The sequence below is a fragment of the Streptomyces sp. NPDC039424 genome, from assembly GCF_055639495.1.
Map to the genome: position 1 here is coordinate 249,598 of NZ_JBVKAI010000007.1, position 13,762 is coordinate 263,359.

General features: G+C 70.6%; 15 protein-coding genes. 9 read left to right on the top strand and 6 right to left on the bottom strand.

What is annotated here, in order from left to right:
• Positions 1-140: 140 nt before the first annotated feature.
• Positions 141-1,592: a MocR-like pyridoxine biosynthesis transcription factor PdxR gene (gene pdxR, locus ACZ7L0_RS20175; protein ID WP_471243836.1), complete on the bottom strand. Its 1,452-nt coding sequence runs from the start codon at positions 1,590-1,592 to the stop codon at positions 141-143.
• Positions 1,593-1,708: 116 nt separating this feature from the next.
• On the opposite strand from pdxR, the gene ACZ7L0_RS20180 reads away from it, so the two are divergent.
• From ACZ7L0_RS20180 to aac(3), 3 genes are all read left to right on the top strand, one after another.
• Positions 1,709-2,302 (top strand): TIGR03086 family metal-binding protein, encoded by a 594-nt coding sequence (locus ACZ7L0_RS20180; RefSeq protein ID WP_471243837.1) that lies wholly within the window; start codon positions 1,709-1,711, stop codon positions 2,300-2,302.
• Positions 2,296-2,739: a hypothetical protein gene (locus tag ACZ7L0_RS20185; RefSeq protein ID WP_471243838.1), complete on the top strand. Its 444-nt coding sequence runs from the start codon at positions 2,296-2,298 to the stop codon at positions 2,737-2,739. Before ACZ7L0_RS20180 ends, ACZ7L0_RS20185 begins: the two co-directional genes overlap by 7 nt.
• A 339-nt stretch (positions 2,740-3,078) precedes the next feature.
• Positions 3,079-3,927: an aminoglycoside 3-N-acetyltransferase gene (aac(3), locus tag ACZ7L0_RS20190; protein ID WP_471244001.1), complete on the top strand. Its 849-nt coding sequence runs from the start codon at positions 3,079-3,081 to the stop codon at positions 3,925-3,927.
• Positions 3,928-3,942: 15 nt separating this feature from the next.
• On the opposite strand, the gene ACZ7L0_RS20195 is transcribed toward aac(3), so the two are convergent.
• Entirely contained in the window at positions 3,943-5,235 is a 1,293-nt protein-coding gene (locus ACZ7L0_RS20195; RefSeq protein ID WP_471243839.1) for an MFS transporter, read from the bottom strand.
• Positions 5,236-5,335: 100 nt separating this feature from the next.
• On the opposite strand from ACZ7L0_RS20195, the gene ACZ7L0_RS20200 reads away from it, so the two are divergent.
• From ACZ7L0_RS20200 to ACZ7L0_RS20215, 4 genes are all read left to right on the top strand, one after another.
• A complete protein-coding gene (locus tag ACZ7L0_RS20200) occupies positions 5,336-6,421 on the top strand; it encodes a DUF5937 family protein (RefSeq protein WP_471243840.1) in 1,086 nt (361 codons plus the stop codon).
• A 471-nt stretch (positions 6,422-6,892) separates the two neighbouring features.
• Positions 6,893-7,576 (top strand): hypothetical protein, encoded by a 684-nt coding sequence (locus ACZ7L0_RS20205; protein ID WP_471243841.1) that lies wholly within the window; start codon positions 6,893-6,895, stop codon positions 7,574-7,576.
• Positions 7,577-7,663: 87 nt separating this feature from the next.
• Positions 7,664-8,266 (top strand): SdpA family antimicrobial peptide system protein, encoded by a 603-nt coding sequence (locus ACZ7L0_RS20210; protein WP_471243842.1) that lies wholly within the window; start codon positions 7,664-7,666, stop codon positions 8,264-8,266.
• Positions 8,267-8,277: 11 nt separating this feature from the next.
• Positions 8,278-9,225, top strand: coding sequence for a sporulation-delaying protein SdpB family protein (locus ACZ7L0_RS20215; protein ID WP_471243843.1), 948 nt, complete (start codon positions 8,278-8,280; stop codon positions 9,223-9,225).
• On the opposite strand, the gene ACZ7L0_RS20220 is transcribed toward ACZ7L0_RS20215, so the two are convergent.
• From ACZ7L0_RS20220 to ACZ7L0_RS20230, 3 genes are all read right to left on the bottom strand, one after another.
• The gene (locus tag ACZ7L0_RS20220) at positions 9,138-9,494 is read right to left on the bottom strand and encodes a GntR family transcriptional regulator (RefSeq protein WP_471243844.1); all 357 of its coding nucleotides are present in this window, start codon (positions 9,492-9,494) and stop codon (positions 9,138-9,140) included. The genes ACZ7L0_RS20215 and ACZ7L0_RS20220 overlap by 88 nt on opposite strands.
• 1 nt (position 9,495) lies before the next feature.
• Positions 9,496-10,473, bottom strand: a complete 978-nt coding sequence (locus ACZ7L0_RS20225; protein ID WP_471243845.1) for a DUF1648 domain-containing protein — start codon at positions 10,471-10,473, stop codon at positions 9,496-9,498.
• A gap of 203 nt (positions 10,474-10,676) precedes the next feature.
• On the bottom strand, positions 10,677-11,900 hold the full coding sequence (locus tag ACZ7L0_RS20230; RefSeq protein WP_471243846.1) for a serine hydrolase domain-containing protein: 1,224 nt from the start codon (positions 11,898-11,900) through the stop codon (positions 10,677-10,679).
• Positions 11,901-11,994: 94 nt separating this feature from the next.
• Here ACZ7L0_RS20230 and ACZ7L0_RS20235 point away from each other — a divergent pair, with 94 nt between their 5' ends.
• A complete protein-coding gene (locus ACZ7L0_RS20235) occupies positions 11,995-12,141 on the top strand; it encodes a hypothetical protein (protein ID WP_471243847.1) in 147 nt (48 codons plus the stop codon).
• On the opposite strand, the gene ACZ7L0_RS20240 is transcribed toward ACZ7L0_RS20235, so the two are convergent.
• Positions 12,132-13,028: an arginase family protein gene (locus ACZ7L0_RS20240; RefSeq protein WP_471243848.1), complete on the bottom strand. Its 897-nt coding sequence runs from the start codon at positions 13,026-13,028 to the stop codon at positions 12,132-12,134. The two genes, ACZ7L0_RS20235 and ACZ7L0_RS20240, sit on opposite strands and share 10 nt — an antisense overlap.
• Before the next feature lie 181 nt (positions 13,029-13,209).
• Here ACZ7L0_RS20240 and ACZ7L0_RS20245 point away from each other — a divergent pair, with 181 nt between their 5' ends.
• Positions 13,210-13,560 (top strand): VOC family protein, encoded by a 351-nt coding sequence (locus ACZ7L0_RS20245; protein WP_471243849.1) that lies wholly within the window; start codon positions 13,210-13,212, stop codon positions 13,558-13,560.
• Positions 13,561-13,762 lie beyond the last annotated feature (202 nt).

Consider the following 13,762-nt stretch of genomic DNA (forward strand, 5'->3'; position numbering starts at 1 on the left):
CGGCGACGGGGGCGGACTCCCATGTGGTGGTAGGCGACGTTCGCCCTGTTGTCGGCCGGTGGAGCCCTGAGGCGATGTCGGGCTCGCCGTCCTCGGGTATGACCTCGCCGTCGGCGAAGTACAGGCGCGTCCTTCCGGGTTCAGCAGTCCTCGGGCGGCCCGAGGACGCGGTGCAGACCCGGCTCGATGTCCGGGGCGTTGATCGAGCCGTAGCCGAAGACGAAGCCCGGGCGCGCGGAGCGGCTCGCGGCGACCTCGGCCAGGGTGTAGACCGCCACGCCGGATGCCCGGGCCCGGCCGGCCCGGACCGCGAGGGCGTCGGGGTCGGCGAGGTGGCCCCGGGTGAATGTGGTCACGTGCAGGCCCGCGGCGGAAGGCACCAACTCGGCCAGGTCCGCGAAGTGGTCGGTGAGCGCGCGGGTGATGGCTTGGTGCCGGGCCGCGTACGTGTGCTGCATCCGGCGGACGTGCCGGGCGAGCAAACCGTCGTCGACGAAGCGGGCGAGCGCCGCCTGTGTGGGGACCGCGGTGTGCCAGTCGGCGGTGTACTTGGCGGTACGCAGCGCCGTGCGCAGCGGGGCGGGCGCCACCAGGAAGCCGACGCGCAGGGAGGGCAGCATCACCTTGGAGAACGACCCCACATAGATGACGTGTCCGTCCCGGTCCAGACTCTTCAGCGTCTCGACCGGCCGCCCGCCGAACCGGAACTCGCTGTCGTAGTCGTCCTCGATCACCGCCGCGCCGTGCCGCCGCGCCCACCGCAGCAGCGCCGTCCTGCGCCGCAGGGACATCGGCATGCCGAGTGGGAACTGGTGGGCGGGGGTGACGTACACGGCGCGGGTGTCCGGCGGGATGGCGTCCACCAGCAGGCCCTCGGCGTCCACCGGTATGCCCGTGACCTCGGCGCCCTGCGCCAGGAACGGCAGCCGGGCCGGTGGGTAGCCGGGCTCTTCGACGGCCACCCGGTCGCCCGGTTCGAGCAGCACCCGCCCGATGAGGTCCAGGGCCTGCTGCGTGCCGGTGGTCACCAGCACGTCGTCCGGGACGGTCCGCACGCCGCGGGAGAGTCCGATGTGCCGGGCGAGTGCGGCCCGCAGCCCGGCGTGGCCGGCCGGATCGCCGTATCCGACCGCCCCGGACCCGGAGGGGCGCAGTTCCCGGGCGATCAGGGGACGCCAGGCGTCGTACGGGAAGAGCCGGGCGTCCGGCAGGCCGACCCGGAAGTCGTGGGCCGCCGTGGTCCGTCCCGTGGTCTCCGGAGCGGCCCATGGTGACAAGCCCGCCCACAGGGCGCGCGGGCGCAGTCCCGAGCCGGTGGTGCCGGTGGCGGTCACGGTCCCACGCGTGGGCAGTCCCGTCGTACGCACATACGTCCCGGAGCCGACCCTGCTGTCCGCGTAGCCCTCGGCGACGAGCCGTTCGTAGGCGACGCCGACGGTGTTGCGGGCCACCGCGAGGCGGCGGCCCAACTCCCGGGTCGGGGGCAGCGGATCGCCGGGCCGTAGCAGCCCGTCGTGGATCGCGGTGCGCAACTGGCGGTAGATCTGGCCGGACAGGTCGCGCTGCCCGTCGAGCCTGACGTGCACGTCCATCTCGGATTTCCGTTTTCGGCTCGGCTGCTGTCGGTCTTCAGCCCGGCAATTGGCTCAATCATTTGGCAGCTTATTGGCTCTGGAGCTGAACCGCTGTGCGATTTTACGCTCCAGCCATGGACATACGACAACTGGACCACCAGGCGCTGTTGTTGACCGGGGAGGCGGTCTCCCAGGTGAAGCCCGACCACTTGAGGCTGGCGACGCCCTGCGCGGACTGGACCCTGTACGGCCTGCTTCGCCATCTGGTCAGCCAGAACGAGGGGTTCGCCGCCTCCGCCCGCGGCGCGGGGCAGCCGTGGGCGGTATGGAGGGACGGCGACCTCGGTGACGACCCGGCCGGGGCGTATGAGGCGTCGGTGGGTGGGGTCACCGGGGCGTTCGCGGAAGACGACGTGCTGGAGCGGCCGTTCGCGCTGCCGGAGGTGGGCGAGGACTTCGCTGTCCCCGGACGGACAGCGATCGGCTTCCACATGCTCGACTACGTGGTGCACGCCTGGGACGTCGCGGTAACGATCGGTGCCCCGTGGGAGCCCACCGCCGAACTCACCACCGCCGCGCTGCGCGTCGCCGCCCTGGTCCCGGACGAGGGCCGCGGCGCCGGTGCCGCGTTCCGCCGACGGCTCGCCGTCCCCGACGACGCCCCGCCTGGCGACCGGTTGCTCGCCCTGCTCGGCCGGGACCCGTCCTGGAGGCCGGGGCCATGCTGAGGAGCAGCTGGTGCCAGGGCCCGGCCGGGGACGCCCTTGGCGACCGCGCCGCGGCGAACGGCGTCGACAGCGGCATGCTCGGTCGCCGCAGCGGCCCGCTGATCGTCAGCGTCACCGACTTCACCAGCCACGCATACCGAGACCTGCCCGGCATCGCCCGACGCGGCCTCACGCTGCGGCGCCACTGGCCGCATCTCGACGGAGCGGTCGGCATGTGGTTATGGGCCGAGCCCTGGGCCCGGCGCTGCGGATCGGTCTCGGTGTGGACCGGTCGGCGGGCCCTGGCGGAGTTCGTACGTCTGCCGGAGCATGTCGCGATCATGGACGAGTACCGCGAGCGAGGCACGATCAGGTCGGTGATCCGGGAGTGCGACAGCTTCGACGCGGCGCTGATCCGGCGGGACGCGGAGGCATGGCTGATGTCGGACGATCGCTGATGCCGCGCGGTGGGCGCCACCGCAGTGCCGCGAACAACGGCTTCTCACGGAGATCGCCGACTACGAGGAGCAGCGGGGGTGCCCGCCGGGGGAGCGGGGCACCTACGCACTGGACCAATGGGCTGCCGACGGTTCGCGCCCACCGAAGCCGCCCACGGCGAGGTCGCTTTCCGAACCGCGCGCACGGTGGCAGAAGTCGGCGATCCGGAAGGTGGGCGGCTGCGGCTTTCCGTTTCGCCATACCGCGCACGGCACGCACGCGGCGGCCATCCCCACACGCCCAAGCAGGAGCTCAATTCAGTTGCTCAAGGGCCATGGCATGGGGATAAATTCGTGATCGTGGATGAAATGGACTTACTCAAGCACTCCGGCGGCCCGGTCACCCGAAGCCGGATCAGCCATGACCTGGCCGCGCTCGGCCTCGGCGACGGCGACGTGGTCATGTTCCACACCCGCATGTCCGCCATCGGCTACGTGGCAGGCGGACCGCAGACCATCATCGGCGCGCTCCACGACGTGGTCGGAACGCAGGGAACCCTCATGGTGACCTGTGGCTGGAATGACGCACCACCCTATGACTTCGTCACCTGGCCGCTAGCCTGGCAGGACGACCTACGCGCAGAACACCCTGCCTACGATCCCGCCCTCAGCGAGGCGGACCACAACAACGGCCGTCTGCCAGAAGCACTGCGCCGCTGGCCCGGCGCCGTCCGCAGCCGTCACCCTGATGCCAGCTTCGCAGCCCTGGGAGCGGCAGCAGACGAACTGATGGCCGACCACCCCTGGGACGACCCCCATGGCGCCGACAGCCCTCTTGCGCGGCTGGTCGCCCGCGGTGGCCGGGTCCTGCTGCTCGGTGCTCCCTTGGACACCATGACGCTGCTGCACCACGCCGAGGCGCTGGCCGAGGCCCCCGGCAAGCGGTTCGTGGACTACGAACAGCCCATCCTCGTGCAGGGCCGGCGAGTCTGGCATCGCTTCCACGACATCGACTCGGAGAACGGGGCCTTCGACTACTCGGCTGTGGTGCCCGAGGGACAAGATCCGTTCGAAGCCATCGCCCAGGACATGCTCGCCGCTGGAATCGGTCGAAAAGGCAGAGTCGGCGCTGCCGAGAGCCACCTGTTCGAGGCCGCGCCAGTCATCGACTTCGCCACCGCCTGGATCGAGGAAAGACTGGGCAGGTAGACGCGCACTAGGAGTTCACCCCCTGGCCCTCTCGACGACCTGCGCACCCGCTGCCTGAGTTCCGGCGTCTGGACGCGATTCCCCGATACGGGGACCTTGTGGACGTCCGCGCAGCATGCCCAAGTCGAGGGCGACGGCAGAGGAGGAGAGAAGCGTCGCAGCGGCGAGGCTGCCCCACAGGGCGGCGGAGCCGTGGGGGGCGAGTGCGGTGATGACTGCTGGAGAGACGGCGAGGCCGAAGCCGGTGGAGAGCTGGAAACGGGCGAGGGCGCGGCCCAGGACGTGGGGCGGGGCGAGTGCGCTCACCAGTGCCGTGGCGCTGCCGGCGTAAATGATCTCGCCGAGGGTGCAGAGGACGGACACCGCGGCGATGGCGGGGGCGGCCCAACTGCGCTCCAGCGAAGCGGCGACGAGGAAGCCGAGATACGACACGGAGAGGACCACGCCGGCGAGGGCCAGCACGGTCCGCCGGGAGTAGCGGGACAGCAGAACGGTGATCGGCACCTGGAGAGCGACCACCAGTACCGTGTTGGCCACGAAAATGCCCGCCGACCATACCGGGGAGGCGTGCAACTGGGTCACCAGGATCAACGGAAGCGCGATTTCGGGGACGTTGAGGCAGAAGACGTAGATCACGTTGGCGGCGAGCAGGGCGCGCATGCCGGGCGCGGGATCGTCGTCCTTTTCCTGCGCCGGGTACGCGGCCGGATCCGCGTGAACACGGACCGACCAGGCCAGGGCCGCCGCGGCGATGTAGCTGAAACCCGTGACGGCCGCGAGCGCCTGCAACGCCGTGGTGCCGCCCGCCAGGCAGGCGGTGGCGATGAGCGCGCCGACGCCCAGGCCGGCGTTGCGCAGGGCGCGGCCCGCCGCAAGCGCCGCGTCCCGTTCTCGGCCGTGGGAGACCGTGGCCACCAGGGCTGCGTGGGCAGCCGGCCAGGCCTGGTTGCCGATGCCGAGGAAGAGCGCCGCCGTCGTGAACAGCCAGACGTTTCCCGCTGGGGCGGCCAGCAGGAGTGCCGTACCCACCACCCGCACCAGCATCGACGCCGCCACGGCCGTGCTGCGCGCCCCCCGGTCCAACCAGCGGCCCAGCGCGGGCATGCACACCAGACCTGCGACGACACCCACCGTCATGGCGGTGCCGGTCAGCGGTGCCGACAGGCGCAGCACCGTCACTCCGTACAGCAGCAGGAAGGGCCGCAGCAGGCCGGTGCCGAGCGCGTCCACGGCCAGGGCGACGGCGTAGCGGGGGCCTCCGGAGGCACGGACGAGGGTGCGGGGCCGGATCTTGGTGGTGGTTGGCATGGAGCCCACCGTGGCTTCGGATGGCCGGTGGGGGCACGTCGGTTGACGGACACCGTCAATCGACGCCTCCACCGACCAACCGGCCAGCGATGATGAAGGGATGACGCTGCGCATCGACATCACCGGCCTGCCGTCCGACCGGCTGCGGTTCGCCGCCTCCCCGCTGGCCGAGCTGACCGCGATGCTGCATGTGCTGGCCGCCCCCGGGCATCACCCTCAGCTCGCCGGCTGGGCCGCTGACGTCCGGGCCCGGCTGCGACCGGAGCTGGCCGAGCGCTTGCAGGAGGCGGAGTTCCTCTGGCGTTCCTCGTGCGCCGACTTCCTGCTCCCCGCCCGCCCTCGGCAGACCCTCGCCGAGGAGTTGGACGATGTCGACCGCATCGACGACGAGACCTATGTGACCGCCGCGCTCATCACCACGTGTGGCAGCAAACGGGTCCACTTCGGCGCGCCCTCTCCGCTCACCGATGCGGATGCGCGCGAGCGTGCCATGGACCTTGCCCAGGCCCGCGGCGCGCTCCAGGAGGCCTTCACGGAACGGCTGCTCGCGGACCCGGCCACCGTGCGGGCGCGGGTGCGCCACACACTCGAACAGTGCGCCGAGGCCTTCTTCGACACCGCCTGGACCGGTGTCGCCGCGCGGCTCGCCGCGGACCTGCGCCTGAAGACCGACCTGCTGGCGCGCCAGGGCATCGGCGCGGCACTCGCGTCCGTCTCCGGCGCCATAGCACTGGCACCGGACGGTGACTGCATCGTCGTGGACAAGCTGCAGGACAAAGCGACCGCCGCCCACAGCACCGGGGTCACCTTCATCCCCAGCGTCTACGGCCGCCCGCACCTGGTGGTGGTCCACGCGCCCGGGTGGCAGCCGGTGGTGCAGTACCCCGTGGCCGGGCCGAACCCGCCGGAGCCGGTGTCCCTGGAGACGGTCGGGCTACGACTGGAGGCGCTCGCCCATCCGGTACGGCTGCGCCTCCTGCGCACCCTGGCTCGCGGCCCGCACACCACCGGCGAGCTGGCCCACGCCTGGGAGCTGACACCCCCGGAGGTCTCCCGCCACCTCGCCGTCCTGCGTCGCGCCGACCTGCTGACAGCCAAGCGGCACGGTCGCTACGTCCACTACGCCCTCAACCTGCCCGCGATGACCACACTGGGCACGGACCTGCTGTCGGCCGTGCTGCGCTGAGCGCTCGGCGACTCCTGGCGCCCGCACCCTGTAAAGCGCGTCATTTGTGGGTGCTGACTGACCGGCAAGATAGGACAACTTGTCATCAGGCACTTCTTCGTCAAGTACGCAGGAGGGCGAGGGTAAGCGCTATCTGGCCAGCCGCCGGGCTGGGTTCGAACCTGTCCGAAAATGTATGGACAGTTGGCTACCCGCCCAGGACTCACCGCAGATCGAATAGTTCCAGTCAGTTCGGCATTCAAGAGGCGACAACGGAACGGAAAACTCCACCCATTGGATGCGACGACTCGCGCATTGATATCCGCATTCATCCCCGGCAAGCGGTGGGGCCGATTCCCGAGCATGTGCATATGGCTTACCTGTGACAACTTGTGAGGCCTCGGTGACCGCTGGGGTCGCTGTGCCTGTCTTCCCCTGTTTCTCGGCGCCGCCACGGGCACCGCAGCTGTCTCGGTCGGACCGCCGGAGTCGATGGCGGAGGCCGAGCTGAACAACAGACAGATATGCGACGAGAAAGGTATGAACGTGAAGAGAGCCATTTTAGTTTCCGTGGCCGCAGGGTCACTCCTGGTCGGCGGTGCTTTCACGGCAGCCCACGCGGTTGACGCGCCCGCAGGGTCGGCGGTGAAGGCATCGGCTCCGGTGCACGTGGCCGATGCTCGCGCAGACGGCAAGGCGCTGTTCGCCGGCCTGTACTTCGGCCAGGGAGGGGTCGGCGAGAAGCTGCTGAAGAGTGACGCTTTCATCGGGGATCGCAACGGTCAGCTGAAGAAGAACGGCACCCCCGAGGCACGTAAGGCGATCGCGAAGCTGACGGCCGCGATCGACAAGGCCTCGCCGGAGTTCTTCGCCAAGTTCTCGGCGAACGTCCGCAGCGGCAATCCGTTCAAGGTCAAGGACGCCGTCGACACCGGTACGGCCCAGATCGAGAAGATCGTCAAGGTGCAGTCGGAAGACGGCACGGGCAGCGGCAAGTGCGCGGTCACCGTCAACGTCGTGGCGTTCGTCAACGTCGTGGGGGGCATCAACGTGGCCTCCCAAGTCAACGTGGTGCTCGAACTTGCCCTCTGGTGGTCAGCGCCCGCCGGCTCCCTCGCTCCGGAGAAGAGCGATGAGCAGATCGCCGCGTTCACCAAGCAGCTCCGCGTGATCTGACTGACCCACCCCCGCGCGGCAGGCGGCTGTCCGTCGCCTGCCGCGCTCCACGCCCACCCCCGGGCGGACCGGAAGGACGAATGGGGTATGCCGAGGCGCAAGGACTGGCAAGACCGACTACCGCTGACGGTGGAGCGGCCGCGTTCCCTCGTCGGCTTCTCCCGGCGCTGGGTGGTGCTGACCGCCGTAGCCTGGTTGGTGCCCGCGCTCTACGTGATTCAGATTCATCTGCCCGGCAACACCCTCACCTTCCCTGGGCAGGACTCCGTGGCGACCACAGTCAGCCGACTGGCACCTCAGGGCTGGAGCTTCTTCACCAAGTCGCCCCGCGAGAGCGAACTACAGCCCTACGTTCTGCGTGACGGTGCCTGGCAGGACCGGCTGTTGGCCCCGCACGGTGCCCCGCACAACGCCTTCGGCCTGGACCGCCGCTCGCGCTCCCAGGGCATTGAGATGGCGCTGCTGCTCGCGGAGGCTCATGGGCTGCGCTGGACGAAATGCGACCTCGACCTGGCGGCGTGCCTGGGCCGGGCGAAGGGGGCGGGCACGGTCGCCAACCGCGTTCCCGAGCCAACCCTGTGTGGCCGGGTGGCGCTCGTGGAGCAGAAGCCGGTGCCCTTCGCCTGGCGCGACATCATGCACGCCACCCACACCGCCGACCGTCTCACCGTCCTGGACGTCACATGTTGAGTCACACACCGGTGCGCGCTCCCTCTCCCTGGACGAACGTCTACGGCCTCGCCCGCACTCTTCTCGCGCTCGGGACCCTCCTCACCCTGGCCTTCAGCGACTCCGCGACACTGTTCCGCCCGGTGGCCTTCCAGGGCGACCACCCCCCCTGCCGCGGTGTCGAGGCCGGCGGGGCCTTCTGCCTCGTCCCCGGCGACGAACTGGACGCAATGCGGTGGGCCTGCGTGGCGGTCCTGCTTGTCGTGGCCAGCGGTTGGCGACCGCGGCTGACCGCGCTTCCCCACGCGTACATCAGCTTCAGCGTCTTCACCGGCATCGCGATCGGTGACGGCGGCGACCAGATGACCACCGTACTGACCCTTCTGCTGATACTGCCCGCTCTCGGCGACGGCCGGCGATGGCACTGGAGCGCCGCCGACTCCACCGCCGTGCAACCGCGTTGGCTGCTACTGGCCGGTGACAGTGCCCTGGTCGTGGTGCGGCTGCAGATGTCGGTCGTGTACTTCCAAGCGTGCGTGTCGAAGCTGCCGCATGCGGAGTGGGGGGACGGCACCGGCATGTGGTACTGGGGGAACAGCCTGGCCTTCGGAGCATCCGGATGGCTGCACCCGCTGGTCGGCCCGGTGCTCGCCAACCCCGTCGGCGTCGCCGTGCTGACATGGACTCCGCTGTTCATCGAGATCTCCCTGGCAGCCGCGCTACTGGTACGGCAGCGGGTGCGTTACGCGCTGCTCGCGGCCGGTATGGGTTTCCATCTGTGCATCGCGGTGATGATGGGCCTGTGGAGCTTCGCGCTGGCGATGTGGGCGGGCCTGTTGCTGCTGTGCCTGCCGCTGGGCGGGGAGTTGCGCATGCGCGAGCCGAGTACTGGTCACGAATCCTCCGTCCAGCAGGCGCGCAGCAGGGCGACGGCCCTGGACTCCGAGAACCCGGCCTCACGAGCCGCCTCCACCAGCTGAAACGCGGCTTCACGCAGTCGTGCCTGTGCCGGAACAGCGATCACCACGGCACCCCGGCCGCGCCGGAGGTCGATCAGCCCCTCATCGCGCAGCTGCTGATAACCGCGCAGGACGGTGTGAACGTTGACCTCAAGAAGCCGCGCCACCTCCCGAGCGGCAGGCAGCCGGTCGCCGGGGTGCAGGGCGCCCTCGGCCAGCGCCCGTCGTACGGCGGCGGCGACCTGTTCCGCCAGCGGGACAGCGGAGCCGGTGTCGATGCGGATCAGCATCTCAGCGGTCCCGTCGAGCGTTCTCGGCCAGCAGGTCGCTCAGCAGGCCGGCCGCCGTCGCGGCGTCGTCCACGGCCACGACGAACTGCCCGCCGTCGTCCAACTCCAGCCACACCGCCTGCCCGGACCGCAGTGCAAGCCCGCGCCTGCCCTTGGCGATCCGGTACCCCCAGCCTCCCAGATCCGCCAACGGCCGAACCTCCGCGGCCCACGCCCTCTCGATGCGCTGAAGCGGGATGTGGATCCGGGGGACGCCGAACAGTGGCGGCCGGATGGTCAGCCCGCCGCCGTGAACGCTCACCCGGGCGCCTGCCATCCCCGCGAACAACAGCCCCACCGGCCACAGCCAGAATCCGGGGACCCATCCGAGGACACCCGCCATCACGGCGAGGACCGCGCCCACCACCCCGGCGGCCATCATCCATCGCGGGCCGACACTACGCACCCATACGGCCTTCTCACCCTGCCGCAGGCCCACGGATCCAGAGGTCGTCGGCCGATCTGTGCCGACGGGGCGATTCCGGGGCATGAGCACGCGCGCCCCGCCCGCGGCGGCCGCGGCCAGTCCCGCGGCAACGGCCAAGTGCCACAACGGCATCCGCGCCTCGCCGGCGGTGCCGGCGTCGGCGTTGGCCAGCACCGTCACCGTGAAGAGGTATCCCAGGGAGACGGCAGCAGCCGCAGAAGTGGCACAGAGCGCCCGCAGGGAGAGCGAGCCCCGTACCGCGCTCCGGGACAGTCCCACGCCGAGGGTGAGCAGGGTCAGCTGGGAGATCAGCAGCATCTCCACCGGGGACGCGGAGCCGTTGACGTCTCCCCTCTCGTCGAAGTGCACGGCCATGGGATCCGGCAGGTCGGGCCACGACACGGCGAACACCACAGCCACCAGCAGTGCGGCCACCAGGCAGGGGAGTCCGGCGAACCACTGCGGCGGGCCCGGCCGCCGGCCGCGGGAAGTCCGGTCAGGGCGGCGATCCATTCCGCCTCCTCGGTGAGGATTGTTCGCTTAGGACTAGAACAATGAGATGTTAGCTCGGTCGCATCAGCGCTGTGCGACGTGTTCCGGCCATACCTGCGGCGCGAAGGTGGCTGCCGTTGGGGAGGACCACGGGGATGGGGGCGTGCCCGGCACGGCTACGGGCCTCTTGGCGCTCTCCGTCCCCGAAGACCCCGGCACGGTGTTCACCCCGACGCGGTCAGCCCAGAGGCCACACCGTCGACCTCATCGCCCCGACCGCCGCGGCCCCCGGCGCACAGCGCGTTGTCGATCAGGGTGCTGGCCGCGTTCTCTTGGGCCAGTATGTGCTCCAAGGTGTCGCCGCGTGCCTCGGACATGGAGACCACGGCGCTCCGACGGCCGTCGTCGGTGACGCCGTTGAGGGTGATGTAGCCGCCGTCCCCGCCCTCGTGGCTCCAGTAGGTTCCCCCGCAGGTCAGGGGGCGTTCGACCAGGCCGAGCCCGTATCGGCCGCCGGGCCACATCTGCTGGACGTCCGCGCTCACGGGGACGGTCTGCTTCATCTCGGCGAGCTGCCGCGGCGGCAGCAGGCGGCCCGCGAGCAGCGCGCGGAGGAGGCGGTTCTCATCTCGTGTGGTCGTGGCGAACGCGGTCTCGTGGTCCACCGCCACCTGATCGGTGACGTCGACCAGGGAGCCGGGGCCGAAGAGCTGGTAGGCCTCGGCGTGCGGCCGGGGCAGGGCGGAGGAGGTGCCGGTCCACCGGGTCTGGTCGAGGCCGAGCGGGCGCAGGACGCGGTCCTCGATCTCCTGGTGGGCGGGGTGACCGGTGGCCCGCTGGATGATCATGCCCAGCAGGACGTAGCCGGGGTTGGAGTACGCCCAGCCCTCGCCGGGCGGGAAGTCCGGTGCGTGGGCCATGGCGCCGGCCACCAACTGCTCGGGGCTGTAGACGTCGTGGCGCTGCTGGTAGTACTCCTCCGCCGTGGTGTATCCGGGCAGGACGTTGCGGATGCCGCTGGTGTGCTGGAGCAGCCGGCGGATGGTGATCCGGCTGCCGTCGTTGCCGTTGCCCCGCACCACTCCGGGCAGCCAGTGGTCGACGGTGTCGTCCAGGGACAGCTTGGCCTCGGCCTCCAGTTGGAGGACAACGGTGGCGACCAGCGTCTTGGCCGTGCTGGCCATACGGAAGTAGCCGTCGGAAGAGACCGGGCGGCCGGTGCGCAGGTCGGCCGTGCCGCTGGTGGCGACCGAATGCCGGCCGTCAGGTGCGACCGCGCGGGCCTGCACGCCGCTGACACCGAGGGCGTGGATCGCCTCGGTGTCCCGGCGCAGCCGGTCTTCGGCGGAGGAATCCGCGGGCCGGGCTACGGCGGTGGTCGCCTCGGCGGCGAGCAGCATGGCGGTGGCCAGTACCACGGCGAGGCGCGTGCGCGAAGTCGAAGTCATGGCCAAACGCTAGGTCCGCCCCCGGGCGGAGACGATCGGGCGCACCCCAGGTTCGGGATGGGGATATCCCCAGCAGGGGGCCGTCACCGGTCCGGTGTGGACCGGTTCCTCGGCAGTCCGGGTCCCGGACGTGGTCGACGGCCAGATCAGCAGTCACGGCAGTGGCGAGAGCGTGGACCTGGAGATCGTCATCGACCGGCCCACGTTCGACGCCGCCGTACCGACCGCATTTCAGGGGTGAGTGAAGGCCGTCTGGAGGAGGTCGGCGAGGAGAGCCGCGCAGGAGCCGTCGGGGTCGAGATCGGGGTCGTAGATGGTCAGGTTCAAGCCTGCGCAGCGTTCCGACCGCACCAAGGTCCGTAGCAGCGGGGTGAGTTCGTCGGGCAGGAGCCCGCCGGGGTCGGGACTGTCGACGGCGGGCATGACGGACGGGTCCAGCACGTCAGCGTCCAGATGGACCCAGAACCCGTCGGTCACGGGCGCTTCAAGGGTCTGCAGAACCGCGCCCGCCAGCTCTTCGGCGCCCCGCTCCCGGATCGCTCCCACCGTCGCGTTCGCGATCTTCAACTCGGCGAGCTCGGCCCGATCTTCGTCGTAGTCCCGGATGCCGAAGAGCCGTACGTCCTCGTCCCTGATGTACGGCTTCAGCCCTTCGAGGTCCGTCAGGTCCGCCTGGCCGCGGCCGGTCGCGATGGCCAGCTCTTCACCGCCTGCGGCACCGATGCGGTCGGAGTTCCCGGGGTGCCGGAAGTCGGCGGATCCGTCGATGGCGGCGAGTCCGTACCGCCCGATGCGGCGCAGGGCGAGTGAGGCACCGAGCTGGATGGAACAGTCCCCGCCCAGGACGACCGGGAAGTCCCCCGCCCGGACGTGGTGTTCGATGCGATCGGCGAGCTTGCGGGTGTACGTGGCGATCGCCTCGGCGTTGAACACGCCGTCGCCCTCCCGCCAGCCACCGCGGTCGTAGCGGGGCGGCACCACAACTCCGCCCTCGAAGGCCCCGAGCCGCTGCACCAGCCGCTGCTCACGCAGCGCGCCCGCCAGCTTGTAGCACCCGGGCACGGTGCCTTCGCTGGGCGGCCGGAGGCCGAGGTTGGACGGGGCGTCAATGACCACGATGCGGCGCATCCGGCCATTCTGGCCGCGCGTGGTGGCGCGGGCCACAGCATTTCGCGACCCGCAGTAGCAGAGCGGCCCACGGCGGGCCCGGGGGCCGCCGGGGGCCGCCCGGGAAGGGGTCCCGTAGATGATCTCCGGGATGCATGACTTGCCGCTGTGCTGGGGTTCGCGTGCGTGCAAGACTGACCACATGTCGGAGGTCGCCTTCACGAGCGTCGCGCCCGTTGTCCCCGTCCGCAACCTCGACGCCGCTCTGGACCGATACCGTCGTCCGGGCTTCACGGCGCACGCCTACGAGGGTCCGCAGCGTTATGGCTTCGTCGAGCGGGGCTCGGTATCGGTTCACCTCAGCGAGTGGGCCGAGCACGATCCTCTTCGCACCGGCGCCGTCATCTACCTCTACGTGAGCGACGCTGACGCCGTCTATGCCGAGTGGAAGACCTCCGGTGTCGAGGGTCGCTTCCTGGAGCCGGCGGACACGCCCTCCTACGTGGACGCCGAGGGCACGGCTCACCGCGTGGGATCGCCGCTGGCAAGCTGAGGCGACGGGATCGCCGCCACCCGCCGGGGAGTGCAGGGTCAACACCCGTTCGTCGCCCGCCCCCTCCGGCGACGCCGCCCACCTGAGCCGGCACGGCCCTGCTCGACGGCGCCGCACTTGGTCTCGCGATCACCGCCGACCCTGAAGGCCTCGACGCTCACGCACCGCTACGAGACGGCATGTTCACCCGGGCCGAGAAATT